Below are 17,618 nucleotides of genomic sequence, written 5' to 3' on the forward strand. Positions count from 1 at the left end.
GGGCTCCTTTCCGGGCTCAGACGGCGGTGTAGGCGCCGTCGACGAGGTGGTAGCCACCGTGCACGAACGAGGCGCGGTCGGAGAGCAGGAAGACGATCAGTTCGGCGACCTCCTCGGGGCGGCCGAGGCGGCCGGCCGGGTGCAGGGCCACGAGACCGTCGTAGGCGGACTTGTCCATGCCCTGGAGGAGCGGGGTCTCGATGAAGCCGGGGCCGACCGCGTTGATCCGGATGTTCTTCGACGCGTACTCGGCGGCGGCCGTCTTGGTGAGGCCGACCACGCCGTGCTTGGCGGCGACGTACGCGGGGGAGCCGGCGAAGCCCGTCGAGCCGAGGATGGAGGAGACGTTGACGATCGCGCCGCCCCGGCCCGCGGCCTCGATGGCCGGGAGTTCGTGACGCAGCGAGTAGAAGACGCCGTCGAGGTTGGTGCGGACGACCCGGTCGTACGCCTTGACGTCGTACGCGCCGGTCGGCGCGCTCGGGCCGCCGATCCCGGCGTTGTTCACGGCCAGGTGGAGGCCGCCGAAGGTGTCGACGGCGAAGCGTACGGCCGCCTCGACGGACTCTGGGAGGGTCACGTCCAGCGCGACGGCGGCGGCCTTGACGCCCTCCGCCTTCAGCTCGGCGGCGGCCTTCTCGGCGCCTTCGGCGTTGTAGTCGGCGATGACGACGTTCGCGCCGCCCGCGCCCAGACGGCGGGCGGTGGCCAGGCCGATGCCGGAGGCGGCGCCGGTGACGAGGGCGGTCCTGCCGGCGAACTCGGTCGCGTAGTCGGTGACGGGGATGGTGCTCATGGTGGGCTCACTGTTCGGTAGTGCTCCGGGAGGCAGCGTCCGCGGCCTCCCCGATCAGGGCGTCGTAGGCCCGCTCCACCAGGGCGGCGAGGTCTGCGGCTCCCGAGTCGTGCTCGTCCGTGCGGCGCGCCCAGATGCGCAGGGCGGCCGTGAGGACTCCGGCGGCGGCGTCGACGACGACGGCCGGGCGTACGTCCCGGACGTCGTCGGTGCCGAGCCGGTCGGCGAGGATGCGGATCGACTCCTCCTGGGCGTCGACCCGGATGCGTTCGTAGGCGGCGAACAGGGCGGGCTCGCGGTCCACCAGGGCCAGCAGCCGCCGCATCCGCGGTCGTAGGTGCCAGGCCGGGTTCTCCCGGTCGGCGAGCCAGTCGCGCACGGCCCTGCGATAGGCGAGGAGCGGCGGTTCGGCGGCCGGCCGGGTCCGCAGCAGGGCGTTGATGCGGTCTCCGTCGCCCCGGACGAAGTCGAGCGCCGCGTCCTCCTTGCCGGTGAAGTGCCGGCTGAAGGTGCGCCGTGTGACGTCCGCGCGCTCCGCGATCGCCTCGACCGTGGTCGCGGCCAGGCCGTGCTCCAGGATCAGGTCCAGGGCGGCGGTGGCCAGCGCGTTACGGGTCTGCCGCGCCTTGCGCTGCCGCCGGTCCCCGGAGGCGGTCCCGGCGGGATCAGCCGGGGTGCTGTCGGGGTCGGCGAGGGGCTCCATTGCCTTCATGTCTTCGACCGTACACCCGTGATGTCCCACTGGGACATCAGTCCCGATGAGACTTGTGTCCCATCGGGACATAGGCGTGAATCACTTGTCGCGACAATCGATTCAGCGGCAAACTCTTGTCTGATGACTGGTTTCGGTCATATGGTCCGGGTATTCCATCGCCGATGCCACCGAGGTGCCCCATGGACCGCACTCGCCTGAAGGACCTGCTCGCCCGGGAGAGCGCCGAGGCCGAGCGGCTCAACCCGCGCTCGAAGGCCGCCTACGCGCGCGCCGAACACCTCTTCGGGCGGGTGCCGATGACCTGGATGAACAAGACCGCCGGAGCCTTCCCCCGCTACCTCGACACCGCCCGGGGCGCCCGCGTCACCGACATCGACGGCCACGAGTACATCGACTTCAGCCTCGGCGACACCGGAGCGATGGCCGGGCACTCGCCCGCCGTCGTCGCGGAGGCCGTGCAACGGCGGTTCGCCGAACAGGGCGGCGCTACGGCGATGCTGCCCACGGAGGACGCCGAGTGGGTCGGCGCCGAACTCACCCGCCGCTTCGGGCCGGCCCGCTGGAGCTTCGCGCTGACCGCGACCGACGCCAACCGCTGGGCGATCCGGCTCGCCCGTGCCGTCACCGACCGCCCCAAGATCCTGGTCAACAGCTACAGCTACCACGGCAGCGTCGACGAGTCGCTCATCGTCGTAGGACCGGACGGACACGGCACCGCCCGCCCCGGCAACGTCGGCGCCCCCTGCGACGTCACGCTCACCAGCCGCGTCGCCGAGTTCAACGATCTCGCCCAGCTGGAACGGGAGTTGGCGCACGGAGACGTCGCCGCCGTCCTCATGGAACCCGCGCTCACCAACATCGGCATCGTGCTGCCCGACCCCGGCTACCTGGCCGCCGTACGCGAACTGACCAGGAAATACGGCACGTTGCTCATCAACGACGAGACCCACACGTTCTCCGCGGGACCGGGCGGCTGCACCGCCGCCTGGGACCTCGAACCCGATCTGCTCACCATCGGCAAGGCGATCGGCGGCGGCATCCCGGCCGGTGCCTACGGCCTCTCCGTCGAACTCGCCGACCGCCTGCTCGGCCGCGCCGACCTGGACCTGGTCGACATGGGCGGCGTCGGCGGCACGCTGGCGGGCAACGCGCTGTCGGTCGCCGCGATGCGCGCCACGCTCGAACACGTCCTGACCGACGAGGCGTTCGCCCACATGGCCAAGCTGTCCGAACGCTTCGCGGCCGGCGTCCAGCAGGGCATCGACGCCCACGCGCTGCCCTGGACGGTGAGCCGCCTCGGCGCCCGCAGCGAGTACCGCTTCGCGTCCCCGGCACCGCGCACCGGCACCGAGTCCGAGGCCGCCGGCGACCCGGAGTTGGAGGACTTCCTGCACCTCTACCTCGCCAACCGGGGCATCCTGCTCACCCCCTTCCACAGCATGGCGCTGATGTGCCCCGACACCACCGAGCAGGACGTGGACACCCACACCCGGGTCTTCGCCGACGCGCTCGCCGAACTGGCGCACTGAAACAGGGAGTTGGAGGCAAGCACGTGGACGACATCGACCGCGCCATCCTGCGTGAGCTGCAGACCGACGGACGTATCGCGTACGCCGACCTCGGACCGAAGGTCGGGCTGTCCGCGTCGGCCGCCCGGCAGCGGCTCCAACGCCTGTTGGACTCCAAGGCGGTTCAGGTCGTCGGGGTCACGGACCCGATGGCCATGGGCGGGCAGGCCATGGCGATGCTCGGCATCGACGTGGACGGCGACCCGCGTGCCGTAGCGGACGAACTCGCCCTGCGCGACGAGGTGGTGTACTCCGTGCTCACCTCCGGCGGCTTCGATCTGTTCGCCGAGGTGGTCACCCCGGGGCCGCGGGACCTGCTCGACTTCGTCAACGACGTCGTGCGGCCGATCGAAGGGGTGCGGAGCGTCCAGTCGTTCCCGTACTTCGGCATCCACACGCACCGGTTCCTGTGGGACGTGGGCTGACCTCGCCCAGGACGCCGATATGCCTGAGACGGCGGTAGGCCCGAGATGCCGGAGTGATCTCTTGGGCGTCTAATAGGGATGTCGGAAATGTCACCCGGCGGAAGAGGCCGAGGCCATGGCGCCCACGGAATCCAGCGCAGGGGACGGCGGGACGGCTGCCAAGGGGGTGCTGCGGCGGCTGGGGGAGTGGTGCGCCCGGCACTTCGTGATCGTCATCGTCGCCTGGCTCGTCGCGCTGGCCGCGCTCCAGGTCCTCAACAGGTCTTTCGGGGGCGACTATTCGGACGACTTCTCGCTGTCCGGCGTCCAGTCCCAGCATGGTTTGCAGGTTCTGAAGGAGCACGATCCGGCGGCCGGCGGCTACAGCAGCCAGATCGTCCTGCACGACAAGGACAAGCAGCTCACCTCCCTGAACTCGCAGATGTCCGAGACCGTCGGCGACCTGCAGAAGCTCCCGCACGTCCTGTCCGTGCAGAACCCGCTGCCCCAGCCCGGAACGCAGACGCCGGCGTCCACCGGACCGAACGTCGGCCCCCTCTCCTCCGACGCGAAGACCGCGTACATCACCATCCGCTTCGACGTGCAGCCGTCCACCCTCGGCGACGGCTACCTCCACGGTGTCGACACCTCCGTGAAGCCGCTTCGCGCCGCCGGCGCCCAGGTCGAGTACGGCGGACCGCTCGGTGAACTGGCCCGGCCCGCCGCCGACGACCGGATCAGCGAACTCATCGGGTTCGCCGTGGCGATCGTCGTCCTGCTGATCGGCTTCGGCAGCGTGGTCGCTGCCGCGATGCCCCTGGTGACCGCGCTGATCAGCGTGATCGGCGGACTCGCGTGCCTCGGCCTGCTGGCGGCGGCGTTCACCTTCGCGACGGTGTCGCCGACCCTCGCGACGATGATCGGCATCGGGGTCGGCATCGACTACGCCCTGTTCCTGATCACCCGTCACCGGCAGAACCTCATGAACGGCTCCGATCCGGTGAGCGCCGCCGGACAGGCCACGGCGACCAGCGGCCGGGCTGTGCTCGTCTCGGGCTGCACCGTGATCATCGCGCTCGCCGGACTCTTCGTGTCCGGCGTGCCCTTCATCGGCAAACTCGGGCTCGCCGCCGCCGTGACGGTCGTGTCGGCGGTCATCGGCGCGCTCACCCTCGTGCCCGCCCTGCTCGGGCTCCTCGGCAAGCGGATCGACCGGTACCGGGTGCGCCGTCCGGTCGCCGAGACCGACGCCGCGCCGGGCACCGAACCCACGGGCACCTGGCACCGCTACGCACAGCGCGTGGAACACCGGCCGTGGACGTTCCTCGCGGCGGGCGTCGCGGCCGTCGTCGTCCTCGCGATCCCGGTGTTCTCCCTCCAGCTCGGCCACATCGGCGACGGCGCCGACCCCACCTCGTTCACGGACCGCCGCGCCTTCGACCTGATGACCGACGCCTTCGGCCCCGGCTCCAACGGCCCGCTCACCATCGTCATCGATCAGACGGGCGTTCCGACCTCCCAGCGCTCGGACCTCTCCAGCCAGGCCCAGAAGACCCTCGACGGGGTGCAGGGCGCCGCCAAGGTCACCCCGCTGACGACCACCAAGGACGGCGACGTCCTCGTCGGCACCGTCTACTCCAAGCAGTCCCCGCAGAGCGCCGACACCACCGACCTCACCAACCGGCTCGTCCACGACACCCTCCCGGACGCGGTGTCCGGCACCTCCGCCAAGGGCTACGTCACCGGCACCACGGCCGCCCAGGTCGACTTCCGCGACATCGTGTCGAGCAGGCTGCCCCTGATCATCGGCGTCGTGGTCGCCCTGGCCTTCCTGATCATCCTCGCCGTCTTCCGCGGCCTCCTCGTCGCCCTCAAGGCCGCCGTCCTCAACGTGCTCTCCATCGCCGCCTCCTACGGTGTCGTCGTCGCCGTCTTCCAGTGGGGCTGGGGCGGCCCCGCGCTGGGCGTCTCCGGCAAGGTCCCCATCGAGAGCTACGTCCCGATGATGATGTTCGCGATCATCTTCGGCCTGAGCATGGACTACGAGATCTTCCTGCTCTCCCGCGTCCACGAGGCCTGGCTGCGCACAGGCGACGCCGAGGCGTCCGTCGCCCACGCCCTGGAGATCACCGCGCGCGTCATCACCTGCGCCGCGCTGATCATGGTCAGCGTCTTCGCGGCCTTCGTCGTCAGCGACAACATCGTGGTCAAGATGCTCGGCCTCGGCCTCGCCGTCAGCGTCCTGATCGACGCGACCGTCGTACGCCTGCTGATGGTGCCCGCGGTCATGACCCTGCTGGGCCGGCACGCCTGGTGGACACCCCGGTGGCTGGACCGGATCCTGCCGCACATCGACGCCGAGGGCGACCACGAGCAGCAGCAGGCGTGAGCCTCAACTCCCTGACGGCGGGCGGGGCTTGCGTCCTCAACCACTGACCGGCCGTGTCCGGGGCGTGAGCACGAGCATCGTCACGTCGTCCCGGATCTCCGGGGAGTGCCGCAGCAGGTCGGCCCACACCCACTCCGTCATCAAGGCCGGTTCCTCGTCGGCGAGTCGGGTCAGCCGCTCGACGAAGGGATAGAAGGCGCCGCCCGTGTCCCGTGCCTCCCACACCCCGTCGGAGGCGAGGAACAGCCGGTCACCGGGCCGCAGTTGGACGCTCACCCCGCTCGGCGGACCGGCGTCGGACAGCCCGAGACCGAGCGGCGTCCACGCCTCGACGCCGATCTCCGTGACCCGGCCCCCGCGCAGCAGCACGGGCGACGGATGCCCGCAGGCCACGATCCGCACCGCCCCCGCGTCCGCCGTGAACTCCAGCAGCAGTGCCGTGGCGAACAGCTCCGCGTGCGCCGACCGCGCCGAGTCCACCACCAGCCGCCGGTCCAGCCGAGCCGCGACCGCCTCCAGGTCCGGCAGGTCGAGCACCGCCTCCCGGAACGCCCCGAGCAACGAGGCCACCGTAGAGACGGCAGACAGCCCGTGCCCCTGCACATCGCCCATGACCGCCCGCACGCCGTACGGCCCGTCCCGCACGTCGAAGAAGTCCCCGCCGACCAGTGTCCCGCGCTGCGCCGCCCGGTACAGCCCCGCACACCCCACCGGCCCCACCCGCTCCGGCAACGGCGGCACGACGGCCCGCTGCGCGGCCTCGGCGACCGTACGCTCCAGGTCCAGCTGGGCGTCGCGACGGCTTCGTACGAAGGAGATGAACACACTCAGCAAGGCGACGAAGCAGATCGTCAGCAGATCCGTACTGCCCGGATCATTGAGGTGGAAGGCCGGGACGGTCAGCAGGGCGACGCTGAGGCCGCCGAAGAGCACGGTCGCCACCGGGCCGTACGACAGCCCGGCCAGCGGCGGGATGGCGCCCAGCACGAAGCCGATGTCGAGGGAGTGCGGGCTCACCAGCGTCGCCACACCCACCCCGCCGACCAGTACACCCGGCAGCACCCGCACCCACCGCGGCGCCGGCGCGCCCCGAAGCCACCCCCGCCGGGCCGGCTCCCGGACCCGGCGGAACGACGGCACGCGCACCTTTCCCACACCACCACGCTCCTACGGCGGGACCGGCCCCGCACGCCGAGCGCCTAGAACGGCGTGAGCGTCAGCCGTATCGCCGTGGGAACCGTGTCCTGGACGTACGACGCGAAGTCCGCCACGTCGTCGAAGGCGAAGCCGTACGCCTTGCCGTCGGCGGTGGCCGCGTGGACCGCCTTCGCGTAGTGGTTCGTGAGGCCGGTGCCGTAGAAGCTCGACGGGTCGGTGGTCGGCTGGGCCGGGTTCGACAGGAGCGTCGAGCGGTTGAAACCGGCGCCGAGGACGGCCGCGACCGGGCCCGTGGTGCCGTCGTTCGGGGCGGCCAGGTTGCCGTCGCAGAACAGCACGTCCCGCGTCGACGGCCTGGCGAACGAGACCGAGGCAGGCCCCGTGAAGGTGAACCGGTCGGCGCGCACCCGCCCGGTGAAGGCGCCCGCGTTCGTGGTGACCGTGAGGTCCTTGCCGGTGTACGTGCTCCACACCTCGTCGATGTACGGCGCGAAGTAGTCCGCGGCGAACAGTCCCGCGTCCAGCCCGTGCCCCGGCGCGATGACCCGCGTGTCGCCCACGACCAGCGGGGCGAACGCCTCGACCTTCCGTACCGCGTCGAACACCGACGTCCGTCCGCCGTCGCGCAGGGTGCCCGTCGTCTGGTCCTGCGCGCCGGTCAGCCGGATGCTCAGCGGCACGCTGAACATGTCGACCATCGTCGTGTTGCAGAACATGCCGGACGCGTTGTGCGTGAACTCGGCGCAGTCGTGCAGGACTTCGTAGTTGGGGTCGGAGGTCACCCAGCCGGCCGGGTACTGCAGGGCCGGGTTGCCGTCGCCGTCCGCCACGGCCTTGAACTTGAGCTTCGCGCCGAGCGAGACGTAGATGCGGCCCGACAGGTACGGGAGCGAAATCGTCGTCTCCGCACCCGAGTCGAGGCTGATCGCGTAGTCGGTGAAACCGTCGGCGCCGTTGTCCGCGAGCGCGATCGGCGCGATCGTCCCGTCGGGAGTGACCCGCACCTGCTTGCCGTCCACGTTTCCGACGATGTAGACGTGCACGTTCGCGTTGTCGAACGAACCGCTGTTGTTGACCAGGGTCAATGGAAGTGCGCCGGCCTCAAGTGCGCTGGTCTCCATGGACTTGGTGTCCGCGAGGGCGTGCGGGGCGAGCGCCGCGACGGCGGGGGCGGCCACCACCGCGCCACCGAGGGCGAAGAGCAGCTTGCGGCGGCCGAGCGGGCGCTGGTGACGAGGAGTCGGGGGAGTCATGTGGGGGGACCTCCGGACGAGTCGGGCTGTTCGAAGCGGACGGTGCCGACGCTTTGAGAGCGCTCTCACAGCGTGCGCCGACACCGCCGCCGAGGCCCGATGTTACGCACGACCACGGGCGGGGCCAACGGTTCCGCGGGAAGTCGTCACCGCGCTGACCTGCACAGACGTGGTGGGATGGGTGGCTTAACCCCCACTTAAGGGCCACTTAAGCGCCCGGCGAAGCGTTCACCCGTACTTCATCACCCGTACGCGGGCGCCTCTTCCCTCCCATCGCGCGGCCTCCTAGCCTCGCGACGCCCCTGTCTCTTCGGCCCCCACATCCCTTCCCATGTCCCTTCCCCGAAAGGCGACTTGACGCATGCGTCATCAACTACTGGGCACGGCAAGACGGTTCGGCGTCGGAGCCGCTGCCGTGGCGGTCACGACCGCGCTCGCCGCGGCCGCCCCCTTCCCCGCCCTCGCCGCGGCGACCGGCGCGTCCGAGCGGCCGTCCGCGCTCGTCGACCCGCTGATCGGTTCCGCCAACGGCGGCAACACCTATCCCGGCGCCACCCTCCCGTACGGCATGATCGCCTGGTCCCCGACCAGCACCACCGGCGACCAGACCAGCACGGGAGCCGCCAACGGGTACGAGTACGGCGCCACCCGCATCCGCGGTCTGAGCCTCACCCACGTCAACGGCGCCGGCTGCAACCCCGGCGCGGCGGGCGACGTACCGATCATGCCGTTCGTCGGCGACGTCACCTCGTCACCCTCGTCCGACACCAAGGACGCCGTGTACGCGTCGAACTTCTCGCACGCCGACGAAAAGGCAACTCCCGGCCGCTACACCCTCGGCCTCGCGTCCGGCGCCACCGCCGACCTGGCTGTCGGCAAGCGCGCCGGAGTCGCCGACTTCACCTTCCCCGTCGACCGCCCGGCGAGCCTGCTCTTCCGCGTCTCCAACTCCCTCAACGGCAGCCAGGACGCACACGTCGACATCGACACCGCCCACCGCAAGGTGACCGGCTGGGTGTACACCGGCGCCTTCTGCGGGCGCCGCGCCAACGGGGGCGTCAACAACCGAAAGAGCTACTACAAGCTCTACTTCAGCGCCTCCTTCGACCGCGCCTTCTCCTCGGTCGGCACCTGGCACGACAGCACGGTGTCACCCGGGTCGACGTCGGCCTCCGGAGGCGAGGGATACGCCACGGGCGCCGACCGCGCGGGACGCGGTTCCGGCGGCTGGGTCGGCTTCGACACAGGATCTGACAACGATGTCCGCATGCGGATCGGCATCTCCTACGTCAGCCTCGGGGGAGCCGAGTCCAACCTGCGGCAGGAGATCGCCCCGCACGCGCGCGTGGCCGACGTCGCCGAGACGGGCGCCCGCGCGTGGGACCGCGAACTGAGCACCGTACGCGTCGACGGCGGCACCCCCGCACGCCGCCAGACCTTCTACACGGCGCTCTACCACGCCCTCATGCAGCCCAACCTGATCAGCGACGAGGACGGCCGCTACTGGGGCATGGACCAGGCCGTGCACCGGCTCGCGCGCGGGCAGCGGGCGCAGTACAGCAACTTCTCCGGCTGGGACCAGTACCGCGCCCAGATCCAACTCCTCGCCCTTCTCAAGCCCACCGTCGCGGGCGACTTCGCCCAGTCCCTCTACAACTTCGCCCAGCAGAACGGCGGAGTGTGGGACCGCTGGGTGCACATCAGCGGCGCCACCCACGTCATGACCGGCGACCCGTCGGCCGCGACCCTGGCCACCTTCTACGCCATGGGCGTCCGCAACTTCGACTACGAGGGGGCCTTCGACTCCCTCGTCCACCAGGCCACAGTCCCCAACCCGGACGAACTCTCGGACGCCGGCTGCCCCGGCCAGTGCGTGGGCCAACGCCCCAACCTCGCCCAGTACTTGACCTCCCACTACGCCGCCCAGGACGCGTGCCACTGCTGGGGCGGCGCCGCCGAGACCCTGGAGGACGCCGTCGCCGACTCCGCCCTCGCGCGCTGGGCGAAGCTGCTGGGCCGTACCGCCGAGGCGAAGACCTTCACTGAACGGGGCGCCTACTGGCGCAACGTCTTCAACCCCGCCACCGGATACATCCAGGCCCGCAAGCTCGATGGCTCCTGGGTGACCCCGTTCAACCCGGCGAGCGATCTCGGCTTCGCACAGGGCTCGGCCGCCGCCTACGTGTGGATGGTCCCGCAGGACGTACAGGGACTGGCCGAGGCGATGGGCGGCCGCGAGAGCGCCGCAACCCGGCTCGACGGCTTCTTCCACACCGCCGACGGCGCATGGTCGGTCCGGGGCGGCGACGCCCTGCGCTACGACCCGACCAACGAGCCCGACATCCACGCGCCCTGGCTCTACAACTCCCTCGGACAGCCCTGGAAGACCCAGGCGACGGTCCGCCAGATCCTCGACACCGCCTACGGCACCGGCCCCAAGGGCCTGCCCGGCAACGACGACCTGGGCACCATGTCCGCCTGGTACGTCCTCTCCGCCCTCGGGATCTATCCGCGCACCCCGGGCAGCGCCGACCTGCTGCTCGGCGCACCGCTCTTCCCGAAGGCGGTCGTGGACCGGCCGGGCCGCACGGACATCGTCATCACCGCACCCGACGCCGACGACACCCACCAGTACGTCGACGCCGTACGCCTCGACGGCCGTGACCTCACGCGCGCGTGGACCGGCGCGAACCTGACACTCAAGGGCGGCAGGCTGGACTTCCGGCTCGCCACCGAACCCGACACGAGCTGGGGGACCGACCCGGGACAACTGCCGAAGTGACGCACACCGGCCCGGCGGAGTCGCGCTCCGCCGGGCCGACCCGGAAATACGTTGGACGGACGGGAGATCAACCCCTTAGCGTGTGCGTGCACGCCCTGAGACCAGCGGAAGGAGGCGAGTGCCATGAGGTTCACAACACCCCAGCGCTCCCTCCCCGTTGACCCGGCGTGCCTCGCCTGACCTGACCGGGAGCGCTCCACGCAGCAACCCTCCCGGAGGAATCCGATGACCGATCTGGTCATTCGCTCGCTCGACGAGAGCGACGCCCATCTTTTCGACGCCCTTCCCGACTCGCTCGGCGCCCGAACCGAGCACCGCCTGACGACCTGGCGGCCCGACTGGCAGCGAGTGGCACTGCGCGACGGCACGGTCGTCGCGCGCGCCGCCTGGTGGTGCGGCCCGAACGACACCGAACCCCTTGCCGTCGACTGCTTCGACCTGATCGAGGGAGAGGAGGAGGCCGGCGCCGAACTTCTGCGCAGCGCACCCTGGCGCGTCGACGTGGAACTCAACCTCCCGGCCGGCTGGCGCGACAACCCCGAGACCCGCGCCGCCGCCGAGGCACGCTTCACCGCCCTGCGCGCGGCCGGATACGACCTCCTGGTCGAGCGTTTCATCTACCGGTGGACCCCGGAGTGCGGGCTGCCCGAACGCCCCGGACGTCTCGTCTTCGCCCCCGAACCGGACGACGCCGTGTTCTTCGACGCGCTGCGCCGCATCCACTCCGTCACCCTCGACGCCCACGCCCAACGGGCCATCCGGGAAGGGGGAGTCGACAAGGCCGCACAGGAGGAGATCGACTTCTTCCGCTGGTGCCCGTCCCCGCGCGAGTGGTGGCAGGTCGCACGCACCCCCGAGGGAGACCTCGCGGGCATCCACATCCCGGCCCGCAACCCGTCGGGCCCCTGCGTCGGCTTCATCGGCGTCGTACCCGAACAGCGCGGCCACGGCTACGCCCGCGACCTGCTGGCCGAGTGCACGCACCATCTCGCCGAGCGCGGCGCCGAGTTCATCGCCGCCGCCACGGACCAGGGCAACTTTCCGATGGCCGCGCACTTCGCCGAGGTCGGCTACCCGGTCATCAGGGAGCGGGCCAGCTTCCATTTCGTCGTGTAGGCGCGACCGAACGTAGACGGACAGCACATCGCCCCGGCCCGCTCGCGATGCGGGTCGGGGCGACTGTCAGTGCCGGGTGCCATGCTGGCGGCAGGTCGATCCACGGCGGGATGGAGGCGGGCATGGGGTTCGTCGGCGAGGTCTGGCAGGTGCGCAGGGGCGAGGAGCCGGTCGGGGAGATCCTGATCGACGACGCCGACTTCCCCTGGCTGTCGGGCAAGTTCACCGCCGGCCCGGCGTTCGGTGACGTAGAGGAGCTTTTCGCGCGGGAACTGGCCCTGACGAAGGCTGACGACGACGGGCACTGGGCGCGGTGGGAAGAGGCCTACGACGAGATCAGCCGACAGGTGACGCTGACCTCGCCGGACGGACCCGTGCCCGAGTTCCTGCTCCACATCGAGGGGGAGCGGGCCTGGTTCCGGTGGAGCGACGAGCCGTTCGACGAGGACGAGGAGCCACCGGGTGGTGCGTGATCAGGCGACCGGCCGCGGCGCCTGATCAGACGGTCTCGCTGTCCACCATCGCCTCGGCCTCGGCCAGGATCTCGGTGACTCGCTGCCCGAAAGCCGCGTCGCAGGAGTGCGGCCGCCCGGTGCGGACGGCCTCGCTCAGCGCGTCGGCGGCCCGGACCAGGGCGGACACCGCATCGCCCGAGCTGTCCGGAAGGCTGGTCACTCCGGCTTCCCCGCGCAGTTCGACCGTGACTCCCGCCGCCGCGGTCGGCGCGGTGAGACTCAGCGTCAGCGTGCTGGACGCACCACCGACGTGATCCAGGACCAGCAGGGCCGTGTCCCCGGGACCCCGCACGGCGGCGGCCACCCGGTGGACATCACCGAGGACCGGCAGCAACACGGACAGGGCATGCGGGCCCACGTCCCACAGCGCGCCCTTCTCCTGCCGCCACGGCGAGGCCGCGAACGGGCTGTCGCTGGTGAACACCGAGCCGAGCCACTCGGCCCGAGCCGTGAACCAACCCTCCGCGGCGGCCTGTTCGGTGATCCACGCGTCGGTCTCCGGCTGGAAGCGGCTGGTGAAGAACACGACCGACGCGACCCCGGCCTCCCGCACCGCGTCGACCACGGCCCGCCCCTGTTCCACCGTCGGGGCGAGGGGCTTGTCCAGCAGCAGATGCCGGCCCGCCCGCGCGGCCCGCACCGCCAACTCGGCCTGGACGGACGGCGGCAGCGCCACGGCGACGGCGTCCACGTCCGCGAGCAGGGCGTCCACATCGTCGTAGGCCGGTACGCCGTGCTGGTCGGCCAGTTCCTTGGCGGCGTCGGCGCGGCGACCCCACACGCCCGCGAAGTCCCATGCGTCGTGCCCGCTGAGGGCGGGGGCGTGAGCCATCTGAGCCCAAGGGCCGGTGCCGAGCAGTCCGATACGCATAGCGGTGCCTTTCCACGGTCGAACCTGGTGACGCGACCGGACCCGATCCGATCAGCCGGTCGCCGGTGAGCGTGCCACACGAACGGGGCGGGTGCGCAAGCCCTTACCGCGACCGGGCCTGCCGAACCACGCGCCGAGAAGCCTGTGGCCGGCGGTCCGGCTGGGGATCGTCGGTGGTCTGCGCGGCCCATGAGACGAGGACGCGGAATCGGTCGTGGCCAGGGGCGCCGAGCTCGGCCGGTCGGCCCCCTCCCATGACGGCAAGGCAGCTGCGGGCGGCGGTGCGCTCGCCGCCGCTATGCGTGGTTCCCGGCCCGGGGACGGTCGTTGGGCGGTGGTTGGACGGCGAGGAAAGCCGCTGGTTCCGCGGACCCGTCTCGAAGTCCCGCTCATGTCCGCCCAGTTGAGCCGCAGCGCAGCGCGATCGTGATCCTGCCAAGTCGCCTCAGCCGCCGCCGCCGCCGGTCCCGGTCCCGGTCGCGAAAACGCCGCCCTCGCCGAACACCAACCGCCCGAAGTTCTCCCCGATGCGCCGATGTCCCGCCGGATCGGGATGGATCTCGTCGGGGAGCGGCAGTTCGGCGTAGTCCTCCTCGCCGTAGAGGGAACGGCCGTCCAGGTAGTGCAGGTTCGGGTCCTCGGTCGCCCGCTGTTCGACGATGCGGGCGAGTGCGTCGCGGATGACGGTGAGGGTCAGGCGCCCGGCGGCGCGTTCGGCCGGGTCGCCCGTCGCCCTGAACCGCAGGGTCCCGTCCGCGAAGTCGGGCATGAGAGGGCCGGGCGTGTCCTCCTGGACCGGGCAGAGGATGGCGGACACGACCAGCAGCGGTGCGGTCGGATGCCCCTCGCGGATGGTGTCGAGGAAGCCGTGGACCGCCGGGACGAAGGCGCGCAGGCGCATCGCGTCGGCGTTGACGACATTGATGCCGATCTTGACGCTGATCAGGTCCGCTGGCGTGTCCCGCATCGCGCGGGCGGTGAACGGGTCGAGCAGTGCGCTGCCGCTGAACCCCAGGTTGACGAGCTCCACTTGGCCCCGGGCGGCAGCCAGAGCGGGCCAAGTGCCGGTCGGATGCGTGGCGTTCGAGCCGTGGCTGATGGAACTGCCGTGGTGCAGCCACACGTTGCGCCCGCTGTCCGGCGCCTTTTCGACGGGGGCGTCGGTGCGCAGCGCGATCAGTTCGGTGGCCTCCGTGTGCGGGAGCCAGATCTCGATGTCCTTGTCACCGGCCGGCAGATCGGCGAACCGGGCGGTGCCGGGCCGCCCCTCCGTCAACTCGAAGGACTGGGTCACCATGTCGGTGATCGTGCGCACGTTGCCGCCGGTCACCGTGGCCTGGGCGGTGGGACGGCCGTCGACCAGCAGGTCGTACACACCGTCCGGCGGGGCCGGGAACCCCAGGTGGACGCGCTTGGTGGGCAGCGTGTCCAGCTCGATCGTGGTGGCCCGGGTGCGGAAGACCAGCCGTACACCGGAGGGCTGTGCCTCGGCGACGGCCAGTTGGTCGTCGGGGATCTGCCGGCGCGCCCGGGCGGGCAGGCGGTGCGGCAGCAGACCGTGCGCGGTCGCCTCCACGTCGAGGAAGCCGCGCAGCATGTCGGTGGTGACGGGTGTGGTGATCGTGTCGTGCTCGGTGCTCATTGCCTCAGCCTGTTGATCGAGGAGTCCGGAACAGGCCGGACCCGGAAGCGGAAGACGGCCCTGGAAGCGGAGGACGTCAGCCCCGGAGCCGGGATGCGCCGGGCCAGGAATACGTCAGATGCGGGGCGCGGCCCGGTTCCGCAGCAGCGCGTCGAGCGAGTCCACGATCCAGGCCCAGGATTCCCGCGCGTCGGGCGCGCTGTGGTCGAAGCCGCCGGCCAGTTCCAGGCTGACGTAGCCGTGGAAGACGCTGCCCAGCATCCGGACCGCGTGTGTCTGGTCCGGCTCCGCCAGGTCGTAGCCGCGCAGGATCGCCCGGGTCATCTGCGAGTGCCGCACCCCGGCGCTGGCGGCCGCCGTCTCGGGGTCGAGCCGGAGCCGTGCCGCCGCGTACCGGCCAGGGTGCTCCCGGGCGTAGTCGCGGTAGGCGTCCGCGAAGGCGGAGAGAGCGTCCTTGCCGGCCCGCCCGGCCAGGGCGTCGGAGACCCGGTCGGCGAGTTCCTCCAGCGCGAACAGGGCGATCCTGGTCTTGAGTTCGTGGGAGTTCTTCAGATGCGAGTACAAGCTGGCGACCTTGACGTCGAACCGCCGGGCGAGCGCCGAGACGGTCACCTGGTCGAAGCCGACCTCGTCGGCCAGCTCCGCCCCCGCCAGGGTCAGCCGCTCCGCCGTCAGTCCTGCTCTGGCCATAACCTTCCTCCCATTCGACGATAGCCATTATGCATTTGCCTAAAGGTTTTAGGCAAACTAGCGTGCCATTCATGAGACCACTGACCGAGCCCGAGATCCGCGCCGCCTTCGTGAACTGCACCAAGGGCGAGGCCAAGCGGCTGTCCGTCCCCCGCGACCTGGCCGAGCGGCCCTGGGACGACCTGGACTTCCTCGGCTGGCGGGACCCCCAGGCCCCCGACCGCGCCTACCTCGCCATCGAGCTGGACGGCCGCCCGACGGCGATCGCCCTGCGCTCTCCCGGCGCCGCCTCCTGGCAGACGCGGCGCAGTATGTGCTCGATGTGCCTGACCACGCACACCGGCGGCGTCTCGCTGATGACCGCCGCGAAGGCGGGCAGGGCCGGACAGCAGGGCAACTCCGTGGGTGCCTACATATGCAACGACCTCGCCTGCCCGCTGTACGTCCGCGGCAAGAAGGTCGCGGGTATCGGCGCACGACTGCCCGAGTCGCTCACCCTGGAGGAGAAGATCCAACGGACCGTCACCAACCTCACGGCGTTCATCGCCAAGGTCGCCGCTCGTTGAGCAGTCCCGACGAAGCACTCCCGACGAAGTGATCCCGACCAAGCACTCCCGGCCGAACGGTTCCGACCAAGCGGTCCCGATTGAGCAGCCCCACTGCTGGATGCGTTCGATTTCTTCTATTGGACCTGGGGACCCGGGCCGGAGAGGCTGGACGATGCGTCCCGCCCGTCGTGAAGCCGATCCGCGATCCGAGATCCGGCTCCGGCGATGCTGGACGGCACGGTCCCGCGTGACAGCCGGAGGAGGAGCACCAGCATGGACACCCGCCGTATCGGTGACGTCGAGGTCAGTGCGATCGGCCTGGGCGGTATGCCCATGTCGATCGAGGGGCGGCCGGACGAGGCACGCTCCCTCGCGACCATCCACGCCGCGCTCGACGCGGGCGTGACGCTGATCGACACCGCGGACGCCTACCACCTGCACGCCGACGAGGTCGGACACAACGAGACCCTGATCGCCAAGGCACTCGCCTCCCACGACCGGGGCGCGGACGTCCTCGTCGCCACCAAGGGCGGCCATCTCCGCCCCGGGGACGGCAGTTGGACCCTGAACGGCAGCCCCGCATACCTGAAGGAGGCCTGCGAGGCGTCCCTGCGTCGGCTCGGCGTGGAGGCCATCGGGCTCTACCAGTTCCACCGCCCCGACCCGAGGGTCCCGTACGCGGACTCCGTGGGCGCGGTACGGGAGTTGCTCGACGAGGGCAAGATCCGCCTGGCCGGTATCTCGAACGCGGACCCGGAGCAGATCCGGCTGGCGAACGAGATCCTCGACGGCCGGTTGGTCTCCGTGCAGAACCAGTTCTCGCCGGCCTTCCGCTCCAGCGAGCCGGAGCTGGACCTGTGCGACGAACTCGGCATCGCGTTCCTGCCCTGGAGCCCCCTCGGCGGCATCGCCCGCGCCGGTGAACTCGGCTCCGCCTACGCGCCGTTCGCCCGGACCGCCGAGAAGCACGGCGTCAGCCCGCAGCGTGTGTGCCTGGCCTGGATGCTCGCCAAGTCGCCGGTCGTCGTACCGATCCCGGGCGCCAGCCGCCCCGAGACGATCCGCGACTCGGCCGCCGCACCCGAACTCACCCTCTCCGCCGAGGAGATCGCGGAGCTGGACGCCGTCTGAGTAGCCTGTGACGCCTGAGGTGCCGTCGTGGCGGGCAAGG

15 protein-coding genes are annotated in these 17,618 nt (G+C 71.0%); 8 read left to right on the plus strand and 7 right to left on the minus strand.

Annotated features, from left to right (window positions below):
• Positions 1–16: 16 nt before the first annotated feature.
• Positions 17–796 (minus strand): SDR family NAD(P)-dependent oxidoreductase, encoded by a 780-nt coding sequence (locus OG714_RS49665; protein WP_406131085.1) that lies wholly within the window; start codon positions 794–796, stop codon positions 17–19.
• A 7-nt stretch (positions 797–803) separates the two neighbouring features.
• Positions 804–1,508: a TetR/AcrR family transcriptional regulator gene (locus tag OG714_RS49670; RefSeq protein WP_406131086.1), complete on the minus strand. Its 705-nt coding sequence runs from the start codon at positions 1,506–1,508 to the stop codon at positions 804–806.
• Between the two features lie 182 nt (positions 1,509–1,690).
• On the opposite strand from OG714_RS49670, the gene OG714_RS49675 reads away from it, so the two are divergent.
• The 3 genes from OG714_RS49675 to OG714_RS49685 all read left to right on the plus strand — a co-directional run bounded on the left by OG714_RS49675 (position 1,691) and on the right by OG714_RS49685 (position 5,872).
• Complete coding sequence (locus OG714_RS49675) at positions 1,691–3,040, plus strand: transaminase (RefSeq protein WP_406131087.1); 1,350 nt, start codon at positions 1,691–1,693, stop codon at positions 3,038–3,040.
• Between the two features lie 23 nt (positions 3,041–3,063).
• The gene (locus tag OG714_RS49680) at positions 3,064–3,504 is read left to right on the plus strand and encodes an Lrp/AsnC family transcriptional regulator (RefSeq protein ID WP_406131088.1); all 441 of its coding nucleotides are present in this window, start codon (positions 3,064–3,066) and stop codon (positions 3,502–3,504) included.
• Positions 3,505–3,619: 115 nt separating this feature from the next.
• On the plus strand, positions 3,620–5,872 hold the full coding sequence (locus tag OG714_RS49685) for an MMPL family transporter (protein WP_406131089.1): 2,253 nt from the start codon (positions 3,620–3,622) through the stop codon (positions 5,870–5,872).
• 36 nt (positions 5,873–5,908) lie between these two features.
• Here the strand turns inward: OG714_RS49685 and OG714_RS49690 are convergent, their stop codons facing one another.
• Together OG714_RS49690 and OG714_RS49695 are read right to left on the minus strand one after the other, a co-directional pair.
• Positions 5,909–7,027, minus strand: coding sequence for a PP2C family protein-serine/threonine phosphatase (locus OG714_RS49690; RefSeq protein WP_406131090.1), 1,119 nt, complete (start codon positions 7,025–7,027; stop codon positions 5,909–5,911).
• 44 nt (positions 7,028–7,071) lie between these two features.
• Positions 7,072–8,283 (minus strand): beta-1,3-glucanase family protein, encoded by a 1,212-nt coding sequence (locus OG714_RS49695; RefSeq protein ID WP_406131091.1) that lies wholly within the window; start codon positions 8,281–8,283, stop codon positions 7,072–7,074.
• 361 nt (positions 8,284–8,644) lie between these two features.
• On the opposite strand from OG714_RS49695, the gene OG714_RS49700 reads away from it, so the two are divergent.
• The 3 genes from OG714_RS49700 to OG714_RS49710 all read left to right on the plus strand — a co-directional run bounded on the left by OG714_RS49700 (position 8,645) and on the right by OG714_RS49710 (position 12,654).
• Entirely contained in the window at positions 8,645–11,065 is a 2,421-nt protein-coding gene (locus OG714_RS49700; protein ID WP_406131092.1) for a GH92 family glycosyl hydrolase, read from the plus strand.
• Positions 11,066–11,290: 225 nt separating this feature from the next.
• Positions 11,291–12,181 (plus strand): GNAT family N-acetyltransferase, encoded by an 891-nt coding sequence (locus tag OG714_RS49705; protein ID WP_406131093.1) that lies wholly within the window; start codon positions 11,291–11,293, stop codon positions 12,179–12,181.
• A gap of 122 nt (positions 12,182–12,303) precedes the next feature.
• Positions 12,304–12,654, plus strand: coding sequence for a hypothetical protein (locus OG714_RS49710; protein ID WP_406131094.1), 351 nt, complete (start codon positions 12,304–12,306; stop codon positions 12,652–12,654).
• 25 nt (positions 12,655–12,679) lie between these two features.
• Here the strand turns inward: OG714_RS49710 and OG714_RS49715 are convergent, their stop codons facing one another.
• From OG714_RS49715 to OG714_RS49725, 3 genes are all read right to left on the minus strand, one after another.
• Positions 12,680–13,567: a Gfo/Idh/MocA family protein gene (locus OG714_RS49715; RefSeq protein WP_406131095.1), complete on the minus strand. Its 888-nt coding sequence runs from the start codon at positions 13,565–13,567 to the stop codon at positions 12,680–12,682.
• A gap of 445 nt (positions 13,568–14,012) precedes the next feature.
• Positions 14,013–15,209 (minus strand): GDSL-type esterase/lipase family protein, encoded by a 1,197-nt coding sequence (locus OG714_RS49720; protein ID WP_406131096.1) that lies wholly within the window; start codon positions 15,207–15,209, stop codon positions 14,013–14,015.
• A gap of 114 nt (positions 15,210–15,323) precedes the next feature.
• The gene (locus OG714_RS49725; RefSeq protein WP_406131097.1) at positions 15,324–15,899 is read right to left on the minus strand and encodes a TetR/AcrR family transcriptional regulator; all 576 of its coding nucleotides are present in this window, start codon (positions 15,897–15,899) and stop codon (positions 15,324–15,326) included.
• 71 nt (positions 15,900–15,970) lie between these two features.
• On the opposite strand from OG714_RS49725, the gene OG714_RS49730 reads away from it, so the two are divergent.
• On the plus strand, positions 15,971–16,465 hold the full coding sequence (locus tag OG714_RS49730; RefSeq protein WP_406131098.1) for an FBP domain-containing protein: 495 nt from the start codon (positions 15,971–15,973) through the stop codon (positions 16,463–16,465).
• A 255-nt stretch (positions 16,466–16,720) separates the two neighbouring features.
• On the plus strand, positions 16,721–17,578 hold the full coding sequence (locus OG714_RS49735) for an aldo/keto reductase (RefSeq protein WP_406131099.1): 858 nt from the start codon (positions 16,721–16,723) through the stop codon (positions 17,576–17,578).
• Positions 17,579–17,618: the final 40 nt, after the last annotated feature.

It is taken from the genome of Streptomyces sp. NBC_00989 (genome assembly GCF_045162655.1).
Taxonomy (GTDB): Bacteria; Actinomycetota; Actinomycetes; order Streptomycetales; family Streptomycetaceae; genus Streptomyces.

Bases quoted from the DNA above. Each gene is read 5' to 3' on its own strand.
- OG714_RS49695 (WP_406131091.1), bottom strand. From the start codon at position 8,283: ATGACTCCCCCGACTCCTCGTCACCAGCGCCCGCTCGGCCGCCGCAAG.
- OG714_RS49675 (WP_406131087.1), top strand. From the start codon at position 1,691: ATGGACCGCACTCGCCTGAAGGACCTGCTCGCCCGGGAGAGCGCCGAG.
- OG714_RS49670 (WP_406131086.1), bottom strand. From the start codon at position 1,508: ATGAAGGCAATGGAGCCCCTCGCCGACCCCGACAGCACCCCGGCTGAT.
- OG714_RS49720 (WP_406131096.1), bottom strand. From the start codon at position 15,209: ATGAGCACCGAGCACGACACGATCACCACACCCGTCACCACCGACATG.
- OG714_RS49715 (WP_406131095.1), bottom strand. From the start codon at position 13,567: ATGCGTATCGGACTGCTCGGCACCGGCCCTTGGGCTCAGATGGCTCAC.
- OG714_RS49730 (WP_406131098.1), top strand. From the start codon at position 15,971: ATGAGACCACTGACCGAGCCCGAGATCCGCGCCGCCTTCGTGAACTGC.
- OG714_RS49700 (WP_406131092.1), top strand. From the start codon at position 8,645: ATGCGTCATCAACTACTGGGCACGGCAAGACGGTTCGGCGTCGGAGCC.
- OG714_RS49735 (WP_406131099.1), top strand. From the start codon at position 16,721: ATGGACACCCGCCGTATCGGTGACGTCGAGGTCAGTGCGATCGGCCTG.
- OG714_RS49725 (WP_406131097.1), bottom strand. From the start codon at position 15,899: ATGGCCAGAGCAGGACTGACGGCGGAGCGGCTGACCCTGGCGGGGGCG.
- OG714_RS49665 (WP_406131085.1), bottom strand. From the start codon at position 796: ATGAGCACCATCCCCGTCACCGACTACGCGACCGAGTTCGCCGGCAGG.
- OG714_RS49685 (WP_406131089.1), top strand. From the start codon at position 3,620: ATGGCGCCCACGGAATCCAGCGCAGGGGACGGCGGGACGGCTGCCAAG.
- OG714_RS49705 (WP_406131093.1), top strand. From the start codon at position 11,291: ATGACCGATCTGGTCATTCGCTCGCTCGACGAGAGCGACGCCCATCTT.
- OG714_RS49710 (WP_406131094.1), top strand. From the start codon at position 12,304: ATGGGGTTCGTCGGCGAGGTCTGGCAGGTGCGCAGGGGCGAGGAGCCG.